Raw genomic sequence first — 21984 nt, forward strand, 5'->3', positions numbered from 1 at the left:
TTGACCTTTTCTTGACCCAAGGCAACTTCCACGCCGAAAACCGCGTCTGGCTTTGGAGCACGACGGTTTATCAGGCGAACGGAGCTATTGGTGATCATCGGCCTTCTGACGGCTGTCGCGGCCTCGGCCTGTTATGGAACAGGTTCGGTCCTGCAAGCCGTGGGATCGCGCAAATCGGCCCGCCGGGAGGCCGAGGCGGCCTCCACCACGGGCACCACCCAGCACGGCGGGCCGAGCCTCTCGTCCACCGCCAAGGCCGCGGTGACGTGGGAGTTCATGGTCGGTACGGTCCTGGACTTCGTCGGCTTCGCCCTCGGCGCCCTGGCCGCCCGGATGCTGCCGCTCTTCCTCTCCCAGACGGTCATCAGCGCCAACCTCATCGTCACCGCGCTGCTGAGCATCAAGCTGCTCGGCATCCGGCTGACCAGGAAGGAGTGGATGTCGATCGGCGTCGTCTGCTCCGCGCTGATCCTGCTGGCGACCGCCGCGGGCCACGAGGGCAGCGGCGAGGCCGCCCGCTCCACGCACTGGTGGCTGCTGATCATCTCCGTCGTGCTGATGGGCGGCGGCTGGGTGGCCGTCCACTTCCTCGGGGCGAGGGCCGCCATCCTGGCCGGTCTGCTGTCCGGCCTCGGCTTCGGCGCGATCGGCGTGGGCGTCCGCATCCTCGACGGCATCGACCCGTTCGACCTGCCCACGATGCTCGCGGACCCGGCGCTGTACGCGATCCTCATATCCGGCAGCGTCGGCATGTACCTGCACACCGTCGCTCTCCAGATCGGCTCGGTCAACGGCGCCACCGCCGCGCTCGTCGTCGGTGAGACGGTGCTGCCCGGCATCATCGGCGTGGTCTGGCTCGGCGACACCTCCCGGTCCGGCTTCGCCTGGATGGCGATCCTCGGCTTCCTGCTGGCCGTGGCGGGAGCGGTGGCGGTCGCCTGGTTCGGCGAGCCCGAGGGCGCCCCGGAGGCCGAGCCGGAGGCGAAGAAACTCGCACCGACCGCCACGGGCTGACGCCCGGCGCGCGTACGAAGGGCCCGCCGCCCCGTCCTCCGTGGACGGGGCGGCGGGCCCGTCTCGTTCTCCTCAGGGACCGTCCGTTCACCCTCGGGCGCCGTCCGGCCCCCTCGGAGAGACCCCTCAGGGGCCGTCCAGCACCACGACCTCGCCGGCGTCGAACACGACGCCCACCCGGTCCCCCACCTCGGGCGCGCCCCGCAGGCCGCACGCCGCCTCCAGCTGCGGCCCGTCGGCCGGCCGCAGCAGCACCACGACGTGGTCGCCCCGGAACGTCCGGCCGGTCACCGTGCACGGCAGCCCGCCCTCTTCCCTCGCGTCCGGCACCAGCAGCACCCCCGCCGGTCGTACGAGCAGCCGGTGCTCGCCCCCGGACGTACCGGCGGGCACCGGGACCCTGCCCCACACCGTGTCGGCGCTCCCCCCGCTCACGCGCGCAGCGACCACGTTGTCGAAGCCGAGGAACCGGGCCACGAACTCCGACGCCGGCCGCTGCCACACCTCCAGGGGCGTCCCCGTCTGGGCGACGCGTCCGTCGCGCATCACCACCACCCGGTCGGCGAGCGCGAACGCCTCGCCCTGGTCGTGGGTGACGGCCAGCACGGTGGTGCCCAGCCGGCCGAAGAGCTCGCGCAACTCGGCCACCAGCCGCTCGCGCAGCCCGCGGTCGAGCTGGCCGAGCGGCTCGTCGAGCATCAGCAGCCGGGGGCGGGGCGCGAGCGCGCGCGCGAGCGCCACCCGTTGCTGCTCACCGCCGGACAGCGCCGCGACGGCGCGCCGCCCGGCGCCCGGCAGTCCCACGAGCTCCAGCAGCTCGGCGACCCGGCGCTCCGTCTCGGCGCGGCCCGTCTTCCGCATGCGCAGGCCGAAGGCGACGTTGCCGCCGACGTCCCGCTGCGGGAAGAGCTGGTGGTCCTGGAACATCAGGCCCACCTCACGCCGGTGCGTGGGCACGCCGTCCTGGTCGTTCCCGGAGAGGAGCACCCGCCCGGCGTCCGCCCTCTGGAGCCCGGCGACGACCCTCAGCAGCGTGGACTTGCCGCTGCCGCTCGGGCCGAGCACACAGACCGTCTCGTGCTCGGCGACCTCCAGGTCCACCGCGTCCAGGGCGGCGCGCTCCCCGAAGCGGACCGTGACGCCGTCCAGTCGCAGCAAGGACATCAGAACTCTCCCGAACGGTCGGTGCGGATGCGCTCCAGAACCAGCAGCGCCGCCGCGCACACCAGCATCAGGATCGTGCTGAGGGCCATGGCCTGCCCGTAATTGAGCTCACCGGCGCGGCCCAGCAGCCGGGACACCGCCACCGGCAGGGTCGGGCTGTCGGGGCGGGCGATGAACACGGTCGCGCCGAACTCTCCCAGGGACACCGCGAACGCGAAGCCCGCGGCGACCGCCAGCGCCCGGCCGACCAGCGGCAGGTCCACCTCGCGCCACGCACGCAGCGGGGACGCGCCGAGCACCGCGGCGGCCTCGCGCAGCCGGTCGTCCACGGCGCGCAGCACGGGCAGCATGGTCCGGACGACGAAGGGCACGCCCACCAGCGCCTGCGCCAGCGGCACCAGGATCCAGGACGCGCGCAGGTCCAGCGGCGGCTCGTCCAGGGTGATCAGGAAGCCGAAGCCGACGGTCACGGCGGAGGTGCCCAGCGGCAGCATCAGCAGCGCGTCGAAGCCCCGGACGAGCCTGCCCGCGCGCCGGGTCAGCGCGGCGGCGGCCAGTCCGCCGACGAGCAGGGCGATCCCGGTGGCGGCCAGCGCGTACGCCAGGGAGTTGCCGATGGCCTCCAGGGGGGCGACGGTGAACGTGCCGCCGCTGCCGCCGGCGGAGGCCAGGGCACGGTAGAAGGTCAGCCCGTAGCCGTCGGGCCCGTCGAAGGAGCGCAGGACGAGCACGACCAGCGGCACCAGGACCAGCAGGGCGATCACCGTGAGCACGCCGCCCAGGAGCGCCCACTGGGCGGCCCCGCGCGGACGGCGCGCGGTGTGCGCGGCGTCGACCAGCTTCAGGGCGGACTCACGGCGGCGTACGGTCCAGGCGTGCACGCCCAGCAGCACGGCGACCGCGACGAACTGGACGAGCGTGAGCACCGCGGCCGTCGGCAGGTCCAGCAGCTGCGCGGTCTGCTGGTAGATCTCCACTTCCAGGGTGGCGTAGCGGGGTCCGCCGAGGATCTGGACGGCGCCGAAGGAGGTGAAGGTGAAGAGGAAGACCATCAGGGAAGCGGCGGCCACGGCCGGCGCGAGGGCCGGCAGGGTGACCCGCCGCCAGGCGGCGAAGCGCCCGGCGCCCAGCACCCGGGCGGCCTCCTCCTGGCGGGGGTCGAGCTGTGCCCACAGGCCGCCGACGGTCCGGACGACCACGGCGTAGTTGAAGAACACGTGCGCGAGCAGGATCGCCCAGACGGTGGTGTCCAGCCGGACGCCCCAGAGCTCGTCCAGCAGCCCGCCCCGGCCGAGCAGCGCCAGGAAGGCCGAGCCCACGACGACGGTGGGCAGCACGAAGGGGACCGTCACCACCGCCCGCAGCAGCCGCTTCCCGGGGAAGTCGAAGCGCGCGAAGACGTACGCGCCGGGGAGGGCGAGGGCGAGCGTCAGGGCCGTGGAGGCCGCCGCCTGCCAGGTGGTGAACCACAGGACGTGGCCGATCGCGGGGTCGGTGAGCACCTCGCCCAGCCGCCCGAAGTGCCACCGGCCGTCGTCCTTGAGACCGCGGAGGACGATGGCGGAGACGGGATAGGCGAAGAAGACGCCGAAGAAGGCGAGCGGCAGGACCATCAGGCCGAACCGCACCGCCGTCTGCCGGAGCGCCGGCCGGGAGCCCGGCCGGCGGGGTGTCCGGAGGGCGTCTACTTCAGGACGATCGAGGACCATGCCTTGACCCACTGCTCCCGGTTCTTGGCGATCTTCTCCGGGTCGAGGGTGTGGGGATCCGTGACCTTCACGCCGTACTTGGTGAACAGCTCGGGAAGCGCGGCGTCCTGGCTGGCGGGCCGGACGAACATCTGGAGGGGCATGTCCTCCTGGAACTTCTTGCTCAGCAGGAAGTCGATCAGGGCCTTGCCGCCCTCGGTGTTCTTCGCGCCCTTGAGCAGGCCGGCGAACTCCGTCTGCCGGAAGCAGGTGCCGGTCGCGACGCCCGTGGGGGCCTCCTTCGGCTCCGGCTTCACGCCCATCACCTCGGCGGGCGGGCTGGAGGCGTAGGAGACGACCAGCGGCTTGTCGCCCTTGGCCTTCTTGCCGCCGGCCGAGCCGGAGAAGCGCTCGCTGTACGCCTGCTCCCAGCCGCTCACCACCTCCACGCCGTTGGCCTTGAGCTTCTTCCAGTAGTCCTGCCAGCCGTCGTCGCCGTACTCGGCGACGGTGGCGAGCTGGAAGGCGAGGCCGGGCGAGGACGTGGCGGCGTTCTCGGTGACGAGGAGGTTCTTGTACTCCGGCTTGATCAGGTCGTCGAGGGACCGCGGCGGTGCCAGCTTGTGGTCGGCGAAGTACGCGCGGTCGTAGTTGACGCAGATGTCGCCGGTGTCGACCGGGGTGACCCGGTGCCGGGCTGCGTCGGCCTGGAGGTCCTTCGGCACCCGGTCGAGGCCCTTGGCCTCGTAAGGCGTGAAGAGGTCCTGGTCCAGCGCCCGGGAGAGCAGGGTGTTGTCGACGCCGAAGAAGACGTCGCCCTGCGGGTGGCTCTTGGAGAGGATCGCCTGGTTGACGGCCGAGCCGGCGTCGCCGCTCTTGATCACCTTGACGGTGTAGCCGCTCTCCTTCTCGAAGTCCTTCAGGACGCCGTCCGAGACGACGAAGGAGTCGTGCGAGACGAGGGTGACGGTCTTGCCGCCCTCGCCTTCCGTGCCGCCCGAGCCGCCGCAGGCGGCCAGCACGGGCAGGCCGAGCGCGGCGACGACGGCCGCCCCGAGGGCACGCCGGAGATTGGTGTTCATGATGATGCTGACTCCCTACGCCGGTATGACCCGGATCAGGTCCGAGGGTCTGCGGCCTGTGCCGCACTCTCAGCGCTCGCGCGCTCCCCTGTCGGATTGTTCATTTGTGCGAAGGCACAGTATCAGTGCGCCTCCGGCGGGCCGAGCTCAGCGCTCGGCGGCCGCCAGCTGCCCGCAGGCGCCGTCGATCTCCTGGCCCCGGGTGTCCCGGACGGTGACCGGCACGCCGTGGGCGGCGATCGCCTCGACGAAGGCCCGCTCGTCCTCCGGACGGGAGGCCGTCCACTTGGAGCCCGGGGTGGGGTTCAGCGGGATGAGGTTGACGTGCACCCGCTTGCCCTTGAGGAGCCGGCCGAGGAGGTCGCCACGCCACGCCTGGTCGTTGATGTCCCGGATCAGGGCGTACTCGATGGAGATCCGGCGGCCGGACTTCTCGGCGTACTCCCACGCGGCGTCGAGGACCTCGCGGACCTTCCAGCGGGTGTTCACGGGCACCAGGGTGTCGCGCAGCTCGTCGTCCGGGGCGTGCAGCGAGACGGCGAGGCGGCACTTGAAGCCCTCGTCGGCGAAGCGGTGCATCGCCGGGACCAGACCGACGGTGGAGACCGTGATGCCGCGCTGGGACAGGCCGAGACCGTCCGGCTCGGGGTCGGTGAGGCGGCGGATGGCGCCGACGACCCGCTTGTAGTTGGCGAGGGGCTCGCCCATGCCCATGAAGACGATGTTGGACAGGCGGGCGGGGCCGCCCGGGACCTCGCCGTCGCGCAGGGCGCGCATGCCGTCCACGATCTGGTGGACGATCTCGGCGGTCGACAGGTTACGGTCCAGACCCGCCTGGCCGGTGGCGCAGAACGGGCAGTTCATGCCGCAGCCCGCCTGGGAGCTGATGCACATGGTGACCCGGTCGGGGTAGCGCATGAGCACGGACTCCACCAGCTTGCCGTCGTGCAGCCGCCAGAGGGTCTTACGGGTGGTGTCGTCGTCGCACGAGATGTGCCGGACGACGTTCATCAGCTCCGGCAGCAGCTCGGCCGCGAGCTTCTCGCGGGCCGCCGCCGGGATGTCCGTCCACGCCGCGGGGTCGTGCGCGTACCGGGCGAAATAGTGCTGCGACAGCTGCTTGGCGCGGAACGGCTTCTCGCCGATCGCGGCGACCGCCTCACGGCGCTCGGCGGGCGAGAGGTCGGCAAGGTGCCGCGGGGGCTTCTTGGCCCCACGGGGGGCGACGAACGTCAGTTCTCCAGGCGCGGGGGCCATGAGCGGAAACTCCTCGTTGACGACTGCGGATGATCTCCGCGATCGCGGAGCCGGCGGCACGGCGGAGCCGGAACCCGGAGACCTCACGGGAGCACCCCCGCGGGCGCGGGACCGGAAAAGGGCCCGCCGCGCAGCGACGAGCCCTTCCAGGGTACCTGGCCCGGCTCAGGAGCCGACGAAGACGACCATCAGCAGCCACACCACCGGTGCGGTCGGCAGCAGGGAGTCCAGCCGGTCCATGATCCCGCCGTGGCCGGGCAGCAGCGCGCCCATGTCCTTGATGCCGAGATCACGCTTGATCATGGACTCACCGAGGTCGCCCAGCGTGGCGCTGGCCGCGACGGCGAGACCGAGCAGCAGACCCTGCCACCACGCCCCGTCGTCGATCAGGAAGTGCATGCACAGAGCGCCCGCCACCATGGCGAACGCCACCGCTCCGAACAGACCCTCGCGGGTCTTGCCGGGGCTGATGCGCGGCGCCAGCTTGCGCTTGCCGAACTTCCAGCCCACCGCGTACGCGCCGGTGTCGCTGACCACCGTGAGGATCAGGAAGGTCAGCACCCGCCACGCGCCGTCGTCCGCGGCCAGCATCAGCGCCACGAAGGTGGCGAGGAAGGGCACGTAGAACGCCGCGAAGATGCCCGCCGTGACGTCCTTGAGGTAGTCGTCCGGCGGCTCCGTCATACGCCATACGAGCACGGCCAGCGCGGTGAAGGCCATGGCCACCCACGCGCCCTCGGCGCCGTTCACATAGCCCGCGATGACCATCGCGGCACCACCGAGCGCCAGCGGCACCAGGGGGGCCCGTACGGCCTTCTTCTCCGCGAGCCGGGAGGTCAGCTCCCACAGCCCGACGACGACGGCGAGCACGATGACGCCGAGGAAGACGGGCTTGTAGATGAACAGGGAGGCGAGGATGACCGCGCCGAGGCCCAGTCCCACCCCTATCGCGGCCCGCAGATCGCGGCCCGCGCTCTTCTTCCCCGTCTTCGGGGCCTGCGGGGAGGCGGGCACCGGGGGCGGGTCCTGGGGCCGGATGTCGGGCTCCTGTTCATCGCGGAACAGGGGGCCGCGAAGGTGGGCGGCCCCCTGGTCACGGTCGTCCTGGTCTCCGCCTGCGGCGGGCACGATGGGCATGGGGCGAGTCTGCGCCGCGTCGCCCGCCTCGCGCACAGGACCCGCCGAGGGGGCCGCGGAGGAGGGCCCCCGGTCGGTGGACCCCCAGTACGCGGCGCCCTGCGGGGTCCCCCAGGATGTCTCGTTCATCAGACCTCGAGGAGCTCGGCTTCCTTGTGCTTGAGCAGCTCGTCCACCTGCGCGACGTACTTCGCGGTGGTGTCGTCGAGCTCCTTCTCCGCGCGGCGCACCTCGTCCTCGCCGGACTCCTTGTCCTTGACCAGCTTGTCCAGGGCGTCCTTGGCCTTGCGGCGGATGGAGCGGATCGAGACCTTGGCGTCCTCGGCCTTGGTCTTGGCGACCTTGACGTAGTCCCTGCGGCGCTGCTCGGTCAGCTCCGGGAACGTCACCCGGATGATGTTGCCGTCGTTGCTCGGGTTGACGCCGAGGTCCGAGTCACGGATCGCCTGCTCGATGTTGCGCAGCGCGGTCTTGTCGAACGGCGTCACCACGGCCATGCGCGGCTCCGGCACCGAGAAGGACGCCAGCTGGTTGATCGGCGTCAGCGCACCGTAGTAGTCCGCCACGATCTTGTTGAACATCGCCGGGTGCGCACGCCCGGTGCGGATCGCCGCGAAGTCCTCCTTGGCGACCACAACGGCCTTCTCCATCTTCTCCTCGGCCTCGAGGAGGATCTCTTCGATCACCACTTGCTCCTGGTGTTATCAGTAAGCAGAGCCTCGCCCCTGCGCGCGTCTTCTCCTGCACGGTGTCCGACCGGCAGGCCGTTGTCCATCCCCGTGCCGAGGTCTTCCCACGGCACGGAGTTGCCGTCCGCATCGGGCCCGGGAGCCACGGACGGCGGTGCGGGCCGTCAGGCCCGCGTGCTCTCGTCGCTCACGAGCGTGCCGATCTTCTCACCCTTGACCGCACGGGCGATGTTGCCCTCGGCCAGCAGCTCGAAGACCAGGATCGGGAGCTTGTTGTCCATGCACAGGGAGATGGCGGTGGCGTCGGCGACCTTGAGGCCGCGGGAGAGCACCTCGCCGTACTCGAGGGCGTCGAACTTCACCGCGTCGGGGTTCTTCTTCGGGTCGGAGTCGTAGACCCCGTCGACGCCGTTCTTGCCCATCAGGATCGCCTCGGCGTGGATCTCCAGGGCGCGCTGGGCGGCGGTGGTGTCGGTGGAGAAGTAGGGCATGCCCATGCCGGCGCCGAAGATGACGACGCGGCCCTTCTCCAGGTGGCGCACCGCGCGCAGCGGGATGAACGGCTCCGCGACCTGGCCCATGGTGATGCCGGTCTGCACCCGCGTCTCGATGCCTTCCTTGACCAGGAAGTCCTGGAGGGCGAGGCAGTTCATGACGGTGCCGAGCATGCCCATGTAGTCCGACCGGGCCCGGTCCATGCCGCGCTGCTGGAGCTCGGCGCCGCGGAAGAAGTTGCCGCCGCCGATCACGACGGCGATCTCGTACCCGTCGCGGACGACCGCCGCGATCTCGCGGGCGATCGCGTGCACGACATCGGGGTCGACACCGAGGCCCCCGCCGCCGGCGAATGCCTCGCCGGACAGTTTCAGCATAAACCGGCGGCGTTTGCCGTGGTCAGCGCTCTTGTCGTCGGCGGTCTGCCGGGCGTCCGCACCCTGATTCATTGGAGATCTCCTCGTGCACATACGAAGAAGGCCATTGCCGGACGGGTCCTTATCAGATCCCTCTGCGGCAATGGCCTCCTCGTCACATCAGCGGCCGACCGGTGACGGGCCGGCTGCATACGACCCTAGCGGGTCGCAGGTCAATCGCTGCCCTGCTACAGGCTCAGGCGCCGACGCGGATGCGCGCGAAGCGCTTCAGCGTGACACCGGCCTCGTCCAGGATCTTCTGGACGGTCTTCTTGTTGTCCTTCGCGAAGGGCTGGTCCAGGAGGACCTGCTCCTTGAAGAAGCCGGTGACGCGACCCTCGACGATCTTCGGCAGGGCGGCCTCGGGCTTACCCTCCTCGCGAGCGGTGGCCTCGGCGACGCGGCGCTCGTTCTCGACGACGTCGGCCGGGATGGCGTCACGGGTCAGGAACTTCGGCGCGAAGGCGGCGATGTGCTGCGCGACGTCCTTGGCGACCTCGGCGTTCTCCTTGTCCAGCTCGACCAGCACGCCGACCTGCGGGGGCAGGTCCGCGGCGGTGCGGTGCATGTAGGAGTAGACCTTGCCGTCGGCGTACTGCGCGAAGCGGTCCACGACGATCTTCTCGCCGAGGGTGGCGTTGGCCTCGTCCACGAAAGCCTGGACGGTCTTGCCGGCCTCGATCTCGGACGCCATGAGCGCCTCGAGGTCGGCCGGGGCGCTCTTGGCGATGTGGGCGGCCAGAGCGTCGGCGACGGTGATGAACTTGTCGCCCTTGGCGACGAAGTCCGTCTCGCACTTCAGCTCGACGATGACACCGGAGGTGTTGTCGTCGGCGATGGAGGTGACGACGGCGCCGTTCTCGGTGGTGCGGCTCTCGCGCTTGGCCACACCCTTCAGGCCCTTGACGCGGACGATCTCGACGGCCTTCTCCAGGTCGCCGGCAGCCTCGTCCAGCGCCTTCTTGCAGTCCATCATGCCGGCGCCGGTGAGCTCACGGAGCTTCTTGACGTCAGCGGCGGTGAAGTTCGCCATGGTGAATCTCTCTCGAAAGTCGTTGACTACGGGTGCACGGCGGGGGGCGGCGCTGTACGCGCCGACCCCCGCCGTTCAACTACCGGGACTGAGGTGTCAGGCCTGCTCGGCGTCGGCCGCCGGAGCCTCGGCCGGGGCCTCGGCGGGCTTCTCGGCCTCGTCGTCGGCCTTCTTCTCGCCCTCGAGCAGGTCGCGCTCCCACTCGGCGAGCGGCTCGCCGGCGGCCTTGTCGGCCTTGGCGTCACCGGTGGCGGCACCGGAACGGGCGATGAGGCCCTCGGCGACGGCGTCGGCGATCACGCGGGTCAGCAGGGTGACGGAGCGGATCGCGTCGTCGTTGCCCGGGATCTTGTAGTCGACCTCGTCGGGGTCGCAGTTGGTGTCGAGGATCGCGACGACCGGGATGCGCAGCTTGCGCGCCTCACCGACGGCGATGTGCTCCTTCTTGGTGTCCACGATCCAGACGGCGCTGGGCACCTTCTGCATCTCGCGGATACCGCCGAGGGTCTTCTCCAGCTTGCTCTTCTCGCGGGAGAGGACGAGCAGCTCCTTCTTGGTGAGACCGGAGGCGGCCACATCCTCGAAGTCGATGAGCTCGAGCTCCTTCAGGCGCTGGAGGCGCTTGTAGACGGTCGAGAAGTTGGTGAGCATGCCGCCCAGCCAGCGCTGGTTGACGTAGGGCATGCCGACGCGCGTCGCCTGCTCGGCGATGGCCTCCTGGGCCTGCTTCTTCGTACCGACGAACATGATGGAGCCACCGTGCGCGACGGTCTCCTTGACGAACTCGTAGGCGCGGTCGATGTACGACAGCGACTGGAGCAGGTCGATGATGTAGATGCCGTTGCGCTCCGTGAAGATGAAACGCTTCATCTTCGGGTTCCAACGACGGGTCTGGTGACCGAAGTGGACGCCGCTCTCCAGCAGCTCCCGCATCGTGACGACGGCCATGGCCGCGCTCCTTGAAATACTCGGTTCCACGGCGGCCGGGCGGCCGCCGCTCCTGACGCCCCGACGTGCCCGCCGCGGTAGGTGCCTTTGCGAGGAACCGTTCCGCGGACCGAGTGACACGGCCACCGGGCTGCCCGAAAGGGACTGACGCGCCGGTAGCGGGGCGTGCGAAGTCGATCCGGTCACCCGGATCGCCATGAGAAGTGTACGGGACCGGGGAAGGCCCGGGTGACGGCGTTGTCCACAACCCGCGAGTAGTCCACCGGTCACGGACAAGATCCCCGCGGCTCGGCGGAGTGCGCGACGGTGCTGTCATGACCTTCGCACCGCTCCTCCCACGCCCCGCCCGAAGAGATCCACGGCGGCCCGCCCGGGCGCCCGGCCGTCTCTTACGAGCGGTCACTCTCCGTGTATTACCGCTGGTCATCGCATGCGTCGCATCTGTCACAGGGCTCACGCAGGCCACAGGACTCCCTGCGGTGAGCGCCTCGGCCGCCAGGCTTCCGGTGGAGCCCGACCGGGCCACGGGCGAGCGTTCCTGGCCGGTGGGCGGGGCCCGCGGGCCCCGGCCGGTGATCGTCCGGGCATGGGACCCGCCACCGGTCCCCTGGGCCTCGGGACACCGCGGCGTGGATCTCGACGCCCGCGCGGGTCAGCCCGTCAGGGCGGCCGCCCCGGGGACGGTGTCCTTCGCCGGCACGGTCGCCGGGCGCGGTGTGGTCGCCGTGGAGCTGGCGGGGAGCGGTGAGCCACCGCTGCGCATCACCTACGAGCCGGTGCGGCCGTCGGTACGGAAGGGCGACGCCGTGTCCGCGGGGACGCCGGTCGGCGGTCTCCAGGCGGGGCTCTCCCACTGTCCGGCGGGGTGTCTGCACTGGGGGCTGCTCCGGGGCGGAACGTACCTCGACCCCTTGAGCCTGCTGCCACCGTGGATGCTGCGCCGGCCGCCGTCCCGGCTGCTGCCGCTCACCGGCCCGCTGGGGACACCGTCAGGGGCGGCGTCGTGGCCCGGGTCCTGGCCCGTCTCCTGGCCCGGGTCCTGGAAGGCGCCGTGGGGAGTATCAGCCGCGGACGCCGCGCAAGGCCATGGCGACGGCCGCCTCGGTGATCCGCTCCGGCTCCTCGGCCGCGCCGAGCTCGATGCGGCGGACGGCGGCGTCCACGACGCCCTGGAGGAGCATGGCCGCCAGCCGGGGCTGGTCGTGGCCGAGGCCGACGAGGGCCTCGACGACCATGGCGATCAGACCGCCGTGGGCCGCGCGGATCTTCTCGCGGGCGCCCGCGTCCAGTTCGCCGGCGGAGATGGCGACCACGGCCCGGTGCCGGCGGTCGCCGACGAGCGCGAGCTGCCGTCGCACATACGCCTCGATCTTCGCCTCGGGCGTGTCCTCCCGCTCCATGGCGGCCTCGACCTCCGCCGCCCAGACGGGGAAGTCGACGGCGCACAGCTCCTCGACCACGGCCGCCCGGGAGCGGAAGTACTCATAGACCGAGGACCGGGCGAGGCCGGTGCGCTCGGCCAGCGCGGGGAAGGTCAACGCCTCCGTACCGCCTTCGGACAGCAGGGAGCGGGCAGCGTCCAGCAGGGCGTCGCGCTGCATAGTCCGGTGCTCGGCCACTGAGGCCGCTCGAATCCTGGGCACGGCTCCACTTTACGGATATCCCCTGGCCGGGACGACGCTGGTGGGAGGTTTCTCTCGCCGTCAGCGCCCGATGTCCGCGAGCTTCGCCCTCAGCTGAAGCACGGACTTGGTGTGGATCTGGCTGACCCGGCTCTCCGTGACGCCGAGCACATGACCGATCTCGGCGAGCGTGAGGCCCTCGTAGTAGTAGAGGGTGACCACGGTCTTCTCCCGCTCGGGGAGGGTATTGATGGCGCGGGCGAGCAGCCTGCGCAGCTCGCGGTCCTCGGCGACCTCCACCGGGTCGTCCGCGGCGGTGTCCTCCAGGGTGTCCATCAGGCTCAGCCGCTCGCCGCCGTCCACGCCGACGTGCAGCAGATCCTCCAGGGCCACCACGTTGGCCAGCGACAACTGGCTGAAGACGGCGTGCAGTTCCTCGACGGCGATGCCCATCTCGGCCGCCACCTCGGTCTCGGAGGGCGTGCGCCGCAGCGCCGCCTCCAAGGTGGCGTAGGCGCGCTCGACGGCCCGGGCCTTCTGGCGGACCGAACGCGGGATCCAGTCCAGCGCCCGCAGCTCGTCGATCATCGCCCCGCGGATACGGGTGATGGCGTAGGTCTCGAACTTGATCTCCCGCGCGGGGTCGAACTTCTCGATGGCGTCGATGAGTCCGAAGACCCCGGAGGACACGAAGTCCGCCTGCTCGACATTGGGCGGCAGGCCGACGCTGACCCGGCCCGCCACGTACTTCACGAGCGGCGAGTAGTGGAGGATCAGCTGCTCCCGCAGCCGCTCGTCGCCCGAAGCCTTGTACGACCGCCACAGCTCATCGAGGGTCGAGGGAGCGGGAGGGCGCACGGGGCCGCGCGCCGCGGGTGGCGCCGCCGCGCGATCGGACCCGGAGGTGTGCTGGGGCATTCGTCGTCTTGAGCCGTTCTGCTGTGACGTGAAGGGAGGGGTACGAATGGCTGGATTCCCGTGAGCGTAGCGTGACTATGGCGCTGCGGTGCGCGAGGAGGGCCCCTTCGGTTGATATGCAGATACGTTCCACTGTCCGTGCCCCCGGTGTACGGCGGCCAGGGGGTTCGCTGACCGTGCCGGGCCCGCCGTATCGGTTCCCACGGTCGTCCTCTTAACCCTTTCACCCGATCGCCCCAGGTCAAGAACCGCCTCGCCGCGTGGTGGGGCGCCGTCCGAGGGGCTTGGGGGTGCCGAATGTTGACGGCGGTCCGGCCAACTTCCATTGATCACCTCGGCGTTCGACGAAGCCCAGGGCCTGGAGTTCGTAGAGGCCGCCGAGGGTGCGATCCCTGCTCAGACCGGCGTTCCGGGCGATGAGGGCGGGGTCGCCACCGGGTCCCCCGGGGACCGCTTCGAGGACGGTGGCCGCCGCGGGCGGCAGCAGGTCGCGTGCCACGACGGGGCCTCGCCGCTCGGGGGCGAGCTCGCCCACACCGCCGACGAGCTCCACGATCTCGTCGGCGTCGGTCACCAGATGGGCCTCCTCGCGCAGCAATTCATGGACCCCCGCCGAGAGCCCCGAGGTGACCGGCCCGGGGATGCCCATCGTCTGCCGCCCCAGCCGCCGGGCGCACCGCGCCGTGACCAGCGATCCGCTGCGGTACTGGGCCTCGACGACCACCGTTCCCCTGGTCAGGGCGGCGATGACGCGGTTGCGGAGGATGAAACGGCTGCGGGTGGGGTGGCCGCCGGGTGGCAACTCCGCGAGCACCAGACCCTGTTCCGTGATGCGGTCGATCAACTCGGCGTGTCCGCGTGGGTAGGGCACGTCCACCCCCGAGGCCAGCACGGCCACGGTGGCCCCGCCGGCGGCGAGGGCTCCTCTGTGCGCCGCCCCGTCGACCCCGAAGGCGGCGCCGGAGACCACCACCCAGCCGCGCTCGGCGAGGCCGGCGCCGAGGGTGGCCGCCACGTGCGAGCCGTAGTCGGTGCAGGCCCGGGCACCGACCACGGCGACCGAACGCAGGGCCCAGAGCCTGAGGTCGGCGATGCCGCGCACCCAGAGGCCGAGGGGGCGGGCGTCGCCGAGGTCGTCGAGCTGCCGGGGCCACTCGGGGTCACCGGGGACGAGGAAGCGGCCGCCCAGCCGGGCGACGGCGTCGAGGTCGCCGTGGGGGTTGAGCGCGGCGGCCCTCGCCCGGCACCCCGCGAGCCGCTCCTCCCCCGCGCCCGGCGGCGCGGGCCCGGACCCAGCCAGCCCCCGCGCCAGTGCCTCGGGCCCCATCTCGCGCAGCCACCGCCCGACCCGCTCGTCCCCCGGCTCGGTCAGCCGCGTGAGCGCGGCCCGCGCCAGGCGGTCCGGGGCGGGGGCGGTCACGACGGCCCCTCCGCCCGCGCCGTGCCCCGGCTCCCGCGCCCGTCCGCGACGGTCATCAGCGCGCCCCCGCCTCGGCCGGCACACCGCGGCTGACACCGGTGCGCAATTGCAGGGCCTGTGCCACGTCGTCCGCGTCCGGCCGGGGGTGCCCGGCCAGGTCGGCCACGGTCCAGGCGACCCGGAGCACGCGGTCGAGCCCACGGGCGGTCAGCAGGCCGCACTCCATGTCGCGCTCCGCCTCCGCGAGCGCTCCGGGCAGCGGGTGCCACCGGGTCCGCAGCTCATGGCCGGGCACCTCGGCGTTGGTCTTCCAGGGCGTGGCGCCGAGTCGGGCCGCCGCCCGCTCCCGTGCCTCGCGCACCCGCGCGGCGACCGTCGCGGTGTCCTCCACCGCGCCGTCCCGGCCGGTGAGTTCGGCACGGGTGACGGCCTCGACGCGGACCCGCAGGTCGACCCGGTCCAGCAGGGGCCCCGAGAGCCTTCCCTGATAGCGGCGGACGGCCGCCGGAGGGCAGTCGCACCCCTCCCCGAACTGTGAGTGGCGGCCGCAAGGGCAGGGATTCGCCGCGAGCATCAGCAGGAAGCGGGCGGGCATCCGCATCATCCCGGCGGAGCGGGCCACCACGACGCTGCCGGACTCCAGCGGCTGCCGCAGGGCGTCCAGCGCCCGCCCGCTGAATTCGGGCGCTTCGTCCAGAAAAAGTACGCCTCGATGAGCCAGGGACACCGCGCCGGGCCTCGGCTGGCCGTTCCCCCCGCCCACCAGGGAGGCCATCGTCGCCGAGTGGTGGGGCGCGCAGTACGGCGGGGCGTCCACCAGCGGCTTGCCGGGTGGCAGGACTCCCGCGACGGAGTGCACCGCCGTGACCTCCAGGGCCTCCTGCCGTGTCAGCGGCGGCAGCAGGCCGGGCAGCCGCTCCGCCAGCAGGGTCTTGCCCGCTCCGGGCGGGCCCTTGAGATAGAGGTGATGGCCGCCCGCGGCCGCGATCTCCAGGGCCTTGCGGGCCTGCCGCTGGCCCGCGACCTCCGCCAGATCGGGCACCCGGGAGGCGCCGTCCGCGCCGCAGAGGATGCCCGCGCCCAGGCCCAGCCCGGGCACCGACAACCCCGCCAGCATCGGGTCCGGCCGCCCCTCCTGAGGCGGGTCCTCCTCCTCTTCGGGGACCGGTTCATCGGTCAGGACGGCGATGAGCTGACGCAGGCTGCGCACGCCGAGGACCGAGACACCGGGGACGAGAGCGGCCTCCGCCGCCGTGCGCTCGGGGACGACGACCTGGCGGTACCCCGCGTCGGCGGCGGCCAGGACGGCGGGGAGGACCCCTCGGACGGGGCGGACCCGGCCGTCGAGACCCAGCTCGCCGATCATCATCAGGTCGGCGATCTCGCGCGGGTCGACGCGCTCGGCGGCGGCGAGCACCGCGCAGGCCACCGCCAGGTCGAAGCCGCTGCCGCCCTTGGGGACGGAGGCCGGACTCAGACCCACCGTCAGCTTCTTCTGGGGCCACTCGGCCCCGGAGTTCACCACCGCCGCGCGGACCCGGTCACGGCTCTCCGAGAGGCTTTTGTCGGGGAGGCCGACCAGGGTGAAGGCCGCGACGCCCGGCTCCAGATCGGCCTGGACCTCCACGACCACGCCCTCGACGCCGACCAGGGCCACCGAGCACGTACGGGCGAAGCCCATCAGGCCACCCCCTTGACGTGCTCGACGGCGGGAGCGCCCCGGTCGGGGACGACCACACCCACCACGTCGATGCGGACCCCGCCCGGCGGCGGGCCGCCGTTCCGCTCCAGCCAGCGCTCGGCCAGCAGCCGCAGCCGGTCGGCCTTGGCCGGGGTGACGGCCGCCATAGGGTGTTCGTACGCACCGGAGCGGCGGGTCTTGACCTCGCACACGACCAGGGTGTCCGCGTCGAGGGCGACCAGATCGATCTCGCCCTCCCGGCACCGCCAGTTCCGCTCCAGGATGACGATCCCGGACTCGGCGAGCAGCCGGGCGGCCAGTTTCTCGCCGTAGCGACCGAGGGCTCCTCGGGCGTTCATCGGCACCACCTCCGGCACCGACTCTGCCGCCACCGCCCCGATCTATTGGATCTTGGTGGACAACCCGGCGGTTGTGGACAACTCAGCCACCCGGAAGGTCGAGGTCGCTCTTGTTGAGCTCCTCGATGTTCACGTCCTTGAAGGTGAGCACCCGCACCTGCTTCACGAAGCGGGCCGGCCGGTACATGTCCCACACCCAGGCGTCGGCCATCGAGACCTCGAAGAAGACCTCACCCTGCACCGAGTGCACCTGCATCTCGTAGTCGTTGGTGAGGTAGAAGCGCCGCTCGGTCTCGATCACGTATTTGAACAGTCCGACGACGTCGCGGTACTCCCGGTAGAGCTTCAGCTCCATCTCGGTCTCGTACTTCTCGAGGTCCTCGGCGCTCATGGCATGTTCCCCTTCAGCCGTGCGTCCCCCTATTGTGCGTCAGGCGCGCTCCGTCTCCAGAAGCACCGGCGTACGCGGGGGCCCCTCGTCGAGCAGCGTACGCAGCAGCCCGGCGAGCTTGGTCGGATACACCGTCTCACGGGTCGCGAGAAGTTCCTCGCACGTCCACCAGCGCAGGCCCGTGACACTGCGCCGCTCCAGTTCCGTCTCCCCGCCGGTCCACACGGCCGGCTGCCGGGTGCGCGCCAGGTAGTAGCACTCGTCCTGGTCCCAGTGGCGGCCGTCGAACGGGAAGGAACAGGCGCGCCGCCACAGCAGCGGACCCAGTTCGATCTCCGTGACGCCCGTCTCCTCGGCCAGCTCCCGACGGGCCGCCTGCTCCCAGCTCTCACCTGCCTCCAGGCCGCCGCCCGGGGTGAACCACCAGGTGTTCGAGGGATCCTCCGGCTCGAAGCCGTGCATCAGCAGGACGCGGTCGTCGGGGTCGAGGAGGACGACCCGCGAGGCCTTGCGAGGACTCTCATCGCACACGTTCCGCGGTCCCTTCCTTCCTTTTCCCGCCGCTCCCCCCGGTCGCGCGCCGGGGCCCTAGGCGGGTCGCGACCGGTCCGTACGCCGCGCCGCCCAGGATGAGCACCGCGCCGCCGGCGACCGCGGCCAGCACCAGCGGCAGCGGTCCCGGCCGGGACGTACCGCCCGGCAGGGCGGCGAACGACTCCGGCCTGTCCATCATGCCCCAGCCGTCCATCGGCCAGGCCGTGGCGTCCACCCGCCCCTTGACGGCCTCGCGCGGCACCGAGCCGTGGGAGGCGTCGGTCAGGCGGGAGCGGGAGTCGACCGAGGTCATGCGGTGGTCGCCGATGAGGAAGAGCTGCCCCTCGGGCACCTCGGCGGAGAACTCGGTGGGCGAGGCCGGGCCACCGCCCGGCAGATACGGTTCCTCGACCGGCTTCCCGCCGATCGTCAGCCGCCCCCGGTCGTCACAGCACCGGACGCTGTCGCCACCCACGCCCACCACGCGCTTGATCATGGGCGCGTCGCCCCATGCCTTGTCCTTGAAGACGACGATGTCGCCCCGCCGCACCTCGTCGCCGCCGACGCGCTCGGCGAGCACCCGCGCGCCCTGCCCGATGGTCGGCGTCATCGAGTCGGTGGGAACGGTGTACGGCTGGTACAGCAGCGCCCCCCAGACGAATCCCCCCAGGAAGAGCACACAGCCGACGGCCACGGCCAGCCCGGACAGCACCCTGCCCGCGCGGCCGTGACCGTCGCCCGTACGTCCCGCTCCGCTCATCCCCCAGCTCCCGCCCGCCTCGAAAAGACCGGATCCCCCGCCCGAGGGCGGGGGATCGCACACTACCGGGCGGTACGGACGCCGGTCAGCCCTTCGACGAGGTCCTGTCCGCGGCGCTCTTCACGGCCGCGACGGACGTGGTCCGGCCGAGCAGCCGGCGCCGGCGCCACAGGACCAGCGGCACGGCGCCCGCGAGGCCGAGCGCCGAGGGGGCGGCGGCTGCCGCGGCGTTCAGCCCCGGCTGGTCGAAGGTGCCCGGGACGGGCAGGAAGGACCAGCGGTTGACCGGCCAGGCGACGACGATGGCACGGCCGACGACCTCGCTGACCGGCACCGTGCCCTCGTACAGGGTGGGGTGGTAGCGCGAGTCCAGGGAGTCCTGGCGGTGGTCGCCCATCACCCAGATGTGGTCCTTGGGCACCTTGATCGGGCCGAAGGGCTTGTCGTCGCAGGGCGAGTTGCCCGGGAAGATGTAGGACTTCTCGTCGAGGGCCTTGCCGTTGACCTTCACCGGGCCGCCGGCGCCCTGGCACTCCACGGTGTCGCCACCGACGGCGATGACCCGCTTGATGAGGTCGCGCTCCTCGGCGGAGGGCATCAGCCCGATGAAGCTGAGGACCTTCTGGACGCCGCCGCCCAGCGGACCGGTCTCCTGCGGCCCGGTCTCGGGGCCGAGCCAGCTCTCGCTGCCCTTGCCCGGATCGTGGAAGACCACCACCTCGCCCCGCTCGGGCTTCGCCCCGAACCACGGCGTCAGCTTGTCGACCAGCACGCGGTCGCCCCGCTGGAGGGTGTCCTGCATCGAGTCGGAGGGGATGGAGAACGCCTGGACCAGGAAGGTCTTGATGATCAGCGCGAGTACCAGGGCGATGCCGACCAGGATCGGCAGTTCCTTCCAGAAGGATCGTTGCTTCTTCGGCCGGGTCGCGCTCGGGCCCTCGCCGTCCTCGTCGGGCGCCACGCCGCCGCTCCCCGTGTCCTTCGGCCCGTCCGGGCCCTCCACCGCGTCACCGGATGCCTGGGCCGTCACGGGCGCCTGGGACAAGGCCGCTTCAGGCGCTTCGCCACCGGGCGTCCCGCCGCTCCCCTCAGCCCCTGCGGGCCCCTCGGGTCGCTTCTCGGGCTCTCCGTGACCGGAACGTGCGCCGACCGCCAAGTCCCCCACATCCGCTCCTCTCTCCACTCTGCTGCCTGTCGCACATACGACGCAGGCCCACCACTCCCATAACGAGCGGGAGTTCCGCAGGGGTCGGGAGCCGGATCGATCCGTTCTGATCCATGGAGGACACACTATTCGGCGAATCATCCGCCCGCGCCCCCGCGCGCGGCGCGTCCCCCACGGAAACAAAGGTGTCCGGTTCCGACAGGCTCCGCCAGTGGCCCAGCGGCCAGGCGATCACCGCGGCCCGTCCGACCACCAGCTTCTCCGGTACGGTGCCCTGACCCGGACCGTCCAGGTGATAGCGCGAATCAGCGGAATTCGAGCGGTGGTCCCCCATCACGAACAACCGCCCTTCCGGAACCCGCACGGTGAACTCCAGCTTCGACGGCGGATTTCCCGGATTGATATACGGCTCGTCGAGCGGGGTTCCGTTGACGGTGATTTTGCCGTTCCTGTCACAGCACTTGACGGTGTCCCCGCCCGTACCGATGACCCTCTTGATCAAATCCTGCTCGTCGGCCGACGGCAGCAGTCCGATGAACGTCAGGGCCTGCTTCACCTGCTTGATCCCCACCGGGTCCGGCCCGGCCTTGGTCTCCTCGCCCTCGAGCCAGCCGCCCGGGTCCTTGAAGACCACCACGTCGCCCCGCGCCGGCCGGGAGCCGAACCAGGGCGTCAGCTTGTCCACCAGCACCCGGTCGCCGATGCGGATCGTCTGCTCCATCGAGCCGGACGGAATCACAAAGGCCTGCACCAGGAACGTCTTCAGCACCAGCGCGATCAGCAGGGCCACCGCTATGAGGATCGGCACCTCCTTGACCACGGACCGGCGCCTACGGCGCTCGACCCGCCGCGCCGCCTTCCGGCGCGCCGCGCGGCCGGCCCCGCGACCTGGGCCCGCGCCGTGCCGGCCACCCGGCGGAGCGCCCGGCCAGCCGGCCGGCCCGGCCACCCCGGGGGCATCGGCGGCGCCCGTACGCCCGTGGCTACCCATGCGGCCGGGGCCCCGCCCCCGCGGAGTGCCCCGAACCCGGGGGCGGTACGCCGTCGAAGGCATCGGGGTGGCCCAGCGAGGACATCCGGCCGAACGGCCAGCCGATCCAGTCGGCCCGCCCGATCACCTTGCCGACCGGAACCGTGCCGCCACCCGGCTCGCCGAGGTGGTCACGGGAGTCCCGGGAATCGCCGCGATGGTCGCCCATCACCCACAGCCGCCCCTGCGGCACCACGATGTCGAAGGGCACCTCCGAGGGATCGTCACCCGGGTGGAGGTAGTCCTCGCTCACCGGCCGGCCGTTCACCATGAGCCTGCCCCGCGCGTCGCAGCAGGTGACCCGGTCACCGCCCACGCCCACGACCCGCTTGACGTAGTCGGTCTGCGCCGGGCGCATCAGGCCGACGGACGAAGCGCCCTTGCGGATCATCGCCGCCACCGGGTTCTCGGCGGGCGCCTCCTGGACGAAGGAGCCCCGGCCGTCGAAGACCACGACATCGCCGCGCCGCGGCTCGTCACCGAAGCGGTAGGCGAGCTTGTTGACCAGCACGCGGTCCCCGATCCGCAGCGTGTTCTCCATCGAGCCGCTGGGGATCAGGAAGGGCTGGACGACGAAATTGCTGAGCAGGAGCAGAAAGACCAGGCAGGCCGTGAGCAGCAGGCCCGCCCGGCGCAGCGCCCCGCCGCCCCTGAGCCAGGCCCCGGCGGCGCGCGCCGCGGAGCCCGGGGAAAAACGCGAGGAGCGCGACCCCTGCTCCTCCCCCTCAACGGGTTCTGGAGAGCGGTCGCGCTCCGAAAGCTGTACGTCGGTGTCCATCGAGCCGAAAGCCTATCCGGCCACGGCCGGGCCCGGACAACGACCTCAGGCTCAGTTGTCGCGCTTCTCCTTGATCTTCGCGGCCTTGCCGCGCAGCTCACGGAGGTAGTACAGCTTGGCGCGACGGACGTCACCGCGGGTCACGAGCTCGATCTTCTCGACGATCGGGGTGTGCACCGGGAAGGTACGCTCCACGCCGACGGAGAAGGAGACCTTGCGGACCGTGAAGGTCTCGCGCACGCCGTCGCCCTGACGGCGGATGACGACACCCTTGAACTGCTGCACACGGGAGCGGTTGCCCTCGATGACGCGAACGTGGACGTTCACGGTGTCGCCGGGGCGGAAGGACGGGACATCGGTGCGCAGCGAAGCGGCGTCGACGTTGTCGAGAAGGTTCATGACC

At 71.6% G+C, this 21984-nt stretch carries 22 protein-coding genes, 1 pseudogene and 1 riboswitch; of the genes and pseudogenes, 2 read left to right on the top strand and 21 right to left on the bottom strand.

What is annotated here, in order from left to right; translation table 11 throughout:
- Nucleotides 1-90: 90 nt before the first annotated feature.
- Nucleotides 91-1014 (top strand): DMT family protein, encoded by a 924-nt coding sequence (locus LUZ64_RS30625; RefSeq protein ID WP_095579131.1) that lies wholly within the window; start codon nt 91-93, stop codon nt 1012-1014.
- A 126-nt stretch (nt 1015-1140) separates the two neighbouring features.
- Here the strand turns inward: LUZ64_RS30625 and LUZ64_RS30630 are convergent, their stop codons facing one another.
- From LUZ64_RS30630 to rpsB, 9 genes are all read right to left on the bottom strand, one after another.
- Nucleotides 1141-2178 carry an ABC transporter ATP-binding protein gene (locus LUZ64_RS30630; protein ID WP_095579130.1) on the bottom strand — a complete coding sequence of 346 codons (1038 nt, stop codon included), beginning with the start codon at nt 2176-2178 and terminating at the stop codon, nt 1141-1143.
- Entirely contained in the window at nt 2178-3791 is a 1614-nt protein-coding gene (locus LUZ64_RS30635; RefSeq protein ID WP_095579136.1) for an ABC transporter permease, read from the bottom strand. The genes LUZ64_RS30630 and LUZ64_RS30635 overlap by 1 nt, the downstream gene beginning before the upstream one ends.
- A gap of 71 nt (nt 3792-3862) precedes the next feature.
- Nucleotides 3863-4948 (bottom strand): thiamine ABC transporter substrate-binding protein, encoded by a 1086-nt coding sequence (locus LUZ64_RS30640; protein ID WP_095579129.1) that lies wholly within the window; start codon nt 4946-4948, stop codon nt 3863-3865.
- Nucleotides 4944-5048, bottom strand: a riboswitch (TPP riboswitch). Its footprint overlaps the gene before it by 5 nt.
- 47 nt (nt 5049-5095) lie before the next feature.
- The gene (gene rlmN / locus LUZ64_RS30645; protein WP_095579128.1) at nt 5096-6205 is read right to left on the bottom strand and encodes a dual-specificity RNA methyltransferase RlmN; all 1110 of its coding nucleotides are present in this window, start codon (nt 6203-6205) and stop codon (nt 5096-5098) included.
- 165 nt (nt 6206-6370) lie between these two features.
- Nucleotides 6371-7471: a phosphatidate cytidylyltransferase gene (locus tag LUZ64_RS30650; protein WP_095579127.1), complete on the bottom strand. Its 1101-nt coding sequence runs from the start codon at nt 7469-7471 to the stop codon at nt 6371-6373.
- Nucleotides 7471-8028 (bottom strand): ribosome recycling factor, encoded by a 558-nt coding sequence (gene frr, locus LUZ64_RS30655; protein ID WP_087926038.1) that lies wholly within the window; start codon nt 8026-8028, stop codon nt 7471-7473. The genes LUZ64_RS30650 and frr overlap by 1 nt, the downstream gene beginning before the upstream one ends.
- Nucleotides 8029-8195: 167 nt before the next feature.
- Nucleotides 8196-8975 carry a UMP kinase gene (gene pyrH, locus LUZ64_RS30660; RefSeq protein WP_095579126.1) on the bottom strand — a complete coding sequence of 260 codons (780 nt, stop codon included), beginning with the start codon at nt 8973-8975 and terminating at the stop codon, nt 8196-8198.
- Nucleotides 8976-9138: 163 nt separating this feature from the next.
- Nucleotides 9139-9975, bottom strand: a complete 837-nt coding sequence (tsf, locus tag LUZ64_RS30665) for a translation elongation factor Ts (RefSeq protein ID WP_095579125.1) — start codon at nt 9973-9975, stop codon at nt 9139-9141.
- 96 nt (nt 9976-10071) lie between these two features.
- Nucleotides 10072-10923, bottom strand: a complete 852-nt coding sequence (gene rpsB / locus LUZ64_RS30670; RefSeq protein WP_087926041.1) for a 30S ribosomal protein S2 — start codon at nt 10921-10923, stop codon at nt 10072-10074.
- Nucleotides 10924-11237: 314 nt separating this feature from the next.
- Here rpsB and LUZ64_RS30675 point away from each other — a divergent pair.
- Nucleotides 11238-11774: pseudogene (locus tag LUZ64_RS30675) on the top strand (peptidoglycan DD-metalloendopeptidase family protein); the annotation flags it as partial.
- 210 nt (nt 11775-11984) lie between these two features.
- Here LUZ64_RS30675 and LUZ64_RS30680 read toward each other — a convergent pair.
- The 12 genes from LUZ64_RS30680 to rplS all read right to left on the bottom strand — a co-directional run bounded on the left by LUZ64_RS30680 (nt 11985) and on the right by rplS (nt 21980).
- Nucleotides 11985-12524, bottom strand: a complete 540-nt coding sequence (locus LUZ64_RS30680) for a TetR/AcrR family transcriptional regulator (RefSeq protein WP_170116659.1) — start codon at nt 12522-12524, stop codon at nt 11985-11987.
- 102 nt (nt 12525-12626) lie between these two features.
- The gene (whiG, locus tag LUZ64_RS30685; protein ID WP_095579123.1) at nt 12627-13463 is read right to left on the bottom strand and encodes an RNA polymerase sigma factor WhiG; all 837 of its coding nucleotides are present in this window, start codon (nt 13461-13463) and stop codon (nt 12627-12629) included.
- 241 nt (nt 13464-13704) lie between these two features.
- The gene (gene dprA, locus LUZ64_RS30690; RefSeq protein WP_095579122.1) at nt 13705-14883 is read right to left on the bottom strand and encodes a DNA-processing protein DprA; all 1179 of its coding nucleotides are present in this window, start codon (nt 14881-14883) and stop codon (nt 13705-13707) included.
- Between the two features lie 55 nt (nt 14884-14938).
- Nucleotides 14939-16564, bottom strand: a complete 1626-nt coding sequence (locus LUZ64_RS30695) for a YifB family Mg chelatase-like AAA ATPase (protein ID WP_095579121.1) — start codon at nt 16562-16564, stop codon at nt 14939-14941.
- Nucleotides 16564-16923 (bottom strand): YraN family protein, encoded by a 360-nt coding sequence (locus LUZ64_RS30700; RefSeq protein ID WP_095579120.1) that lies wholly within the window; start codon nt 16921-16923, stop codon nt 16564-16566. Before LUZ64_RS30700 ends, LUZ64_RS30695 begins: the two co-directional genes overlap by 1 nt.
- Nucleotides 16924-17005: 82 nt before the next feature.
- Nucleotides 17006-17314 carry a DUF2469 domain-containing protein gene (locus LUZ64_RS30705; RefSeq protein WP_009714730.1) on the bottom strand — a complete coding sequence of 103 codons (309 nt, stop codon included), beginning with the start codon at nt 17312-17314 and terminating at the stop codon, nt 17006-17008.
- Nucleotides 17315-17353: 39 nt separating this feature from the next.
- The gene (locus LUZ64_RS30710) at nt 17354-17845 is read right to left on the bottom strand and encodes an NUDIX hydrolase (protein WP_095579119.1); all 492 of its coding nucleotides are present in this window, start codon (nt 17843-17845) and stop codon (nt 17354-17356) included.
- Nucleotides 17835-18608: a signal peptidase I gene (lepB, locus tag LUZ64_RS30715; protein WP_095579118.1), complete on the bottom strand. Its 774-nt coding sequence runs from the start codon at nt 18606-18608 to the stop codon at nt 17835-17837. The genes LUZ64_RS30710 and lepB (LUZ64_RS30715) overlap by 11 nt, the downstream gene beginning before the upstream one ends.
- A gap of 85 nt (nt 18609-18693) precedes the next feature.
- The gene (gene lepB, locus LUZ64_RS30720) at nt 18694-19773 is read right to left on the bottom strand and encodes a signal peptidase I (protein ID WP_372471970.1); all 1080 of its coding nucleotides are present in this window, start codon (nt 19771-19773) and stop codon (nt 18694-18696) included.
- Nucleotides 19697-20764 (bottom strand): signal peptidase I, encoded by a 1068-nt coding sequence (gene lepB / locus LUZ64_RS30725; protein ID WP_095579134.1) that lies wholly within the window; start codon nt 20762-20764, stop codon nt 19697-19699. The genes lepB (LUZ64_RS30720) and lepB (LUZ64_RS30725) overlap by 77 nt, the downstream gene beginning before the upstream one ends.
- Nucleotides 20757-21581 carry a signal peptidase I gene (gene lepB, locus LUZ64_RS30730; protein ID WP_095579117.1) on the bottom strand — a complete coding sequence of 275 codons (825 nt, stop codon included), beginning with the start codon at nt 21579-21581 and terminating at the stop codon, nt 20757-20759. The genes lepB (LUZ64_RS30725) and lepB (LUZ64_RS30730) overlap by 8 nt, the downstream gene beginning before the upstream one ends.
- Nucleotides 21582-21632: 51 nt before the next feature.
- Nucleotides 21633-21980 (bottom strand): 50S ribosomal protein L19, encoded by a 348-nt coding sequence (gene rplS / locus LUZ64_RS30735; protein ID WP_087926051.1) that lies wholly within the window; start codon nt 21978-21980, stop codon nt 21633-21635.
- Nucleotides 21981-21984: the final 4 nt, after the last annotated feature.

This window comes from Streptomyces albireticuli, assembly GCF_021228125.1.
GTDB classification, from domain to species: Bacteria; Actinomycetota; Actinomycetes; order Streptomycetales; family Streptomycetaceae; genus Streptomyces; species Streptomyces albireticuli.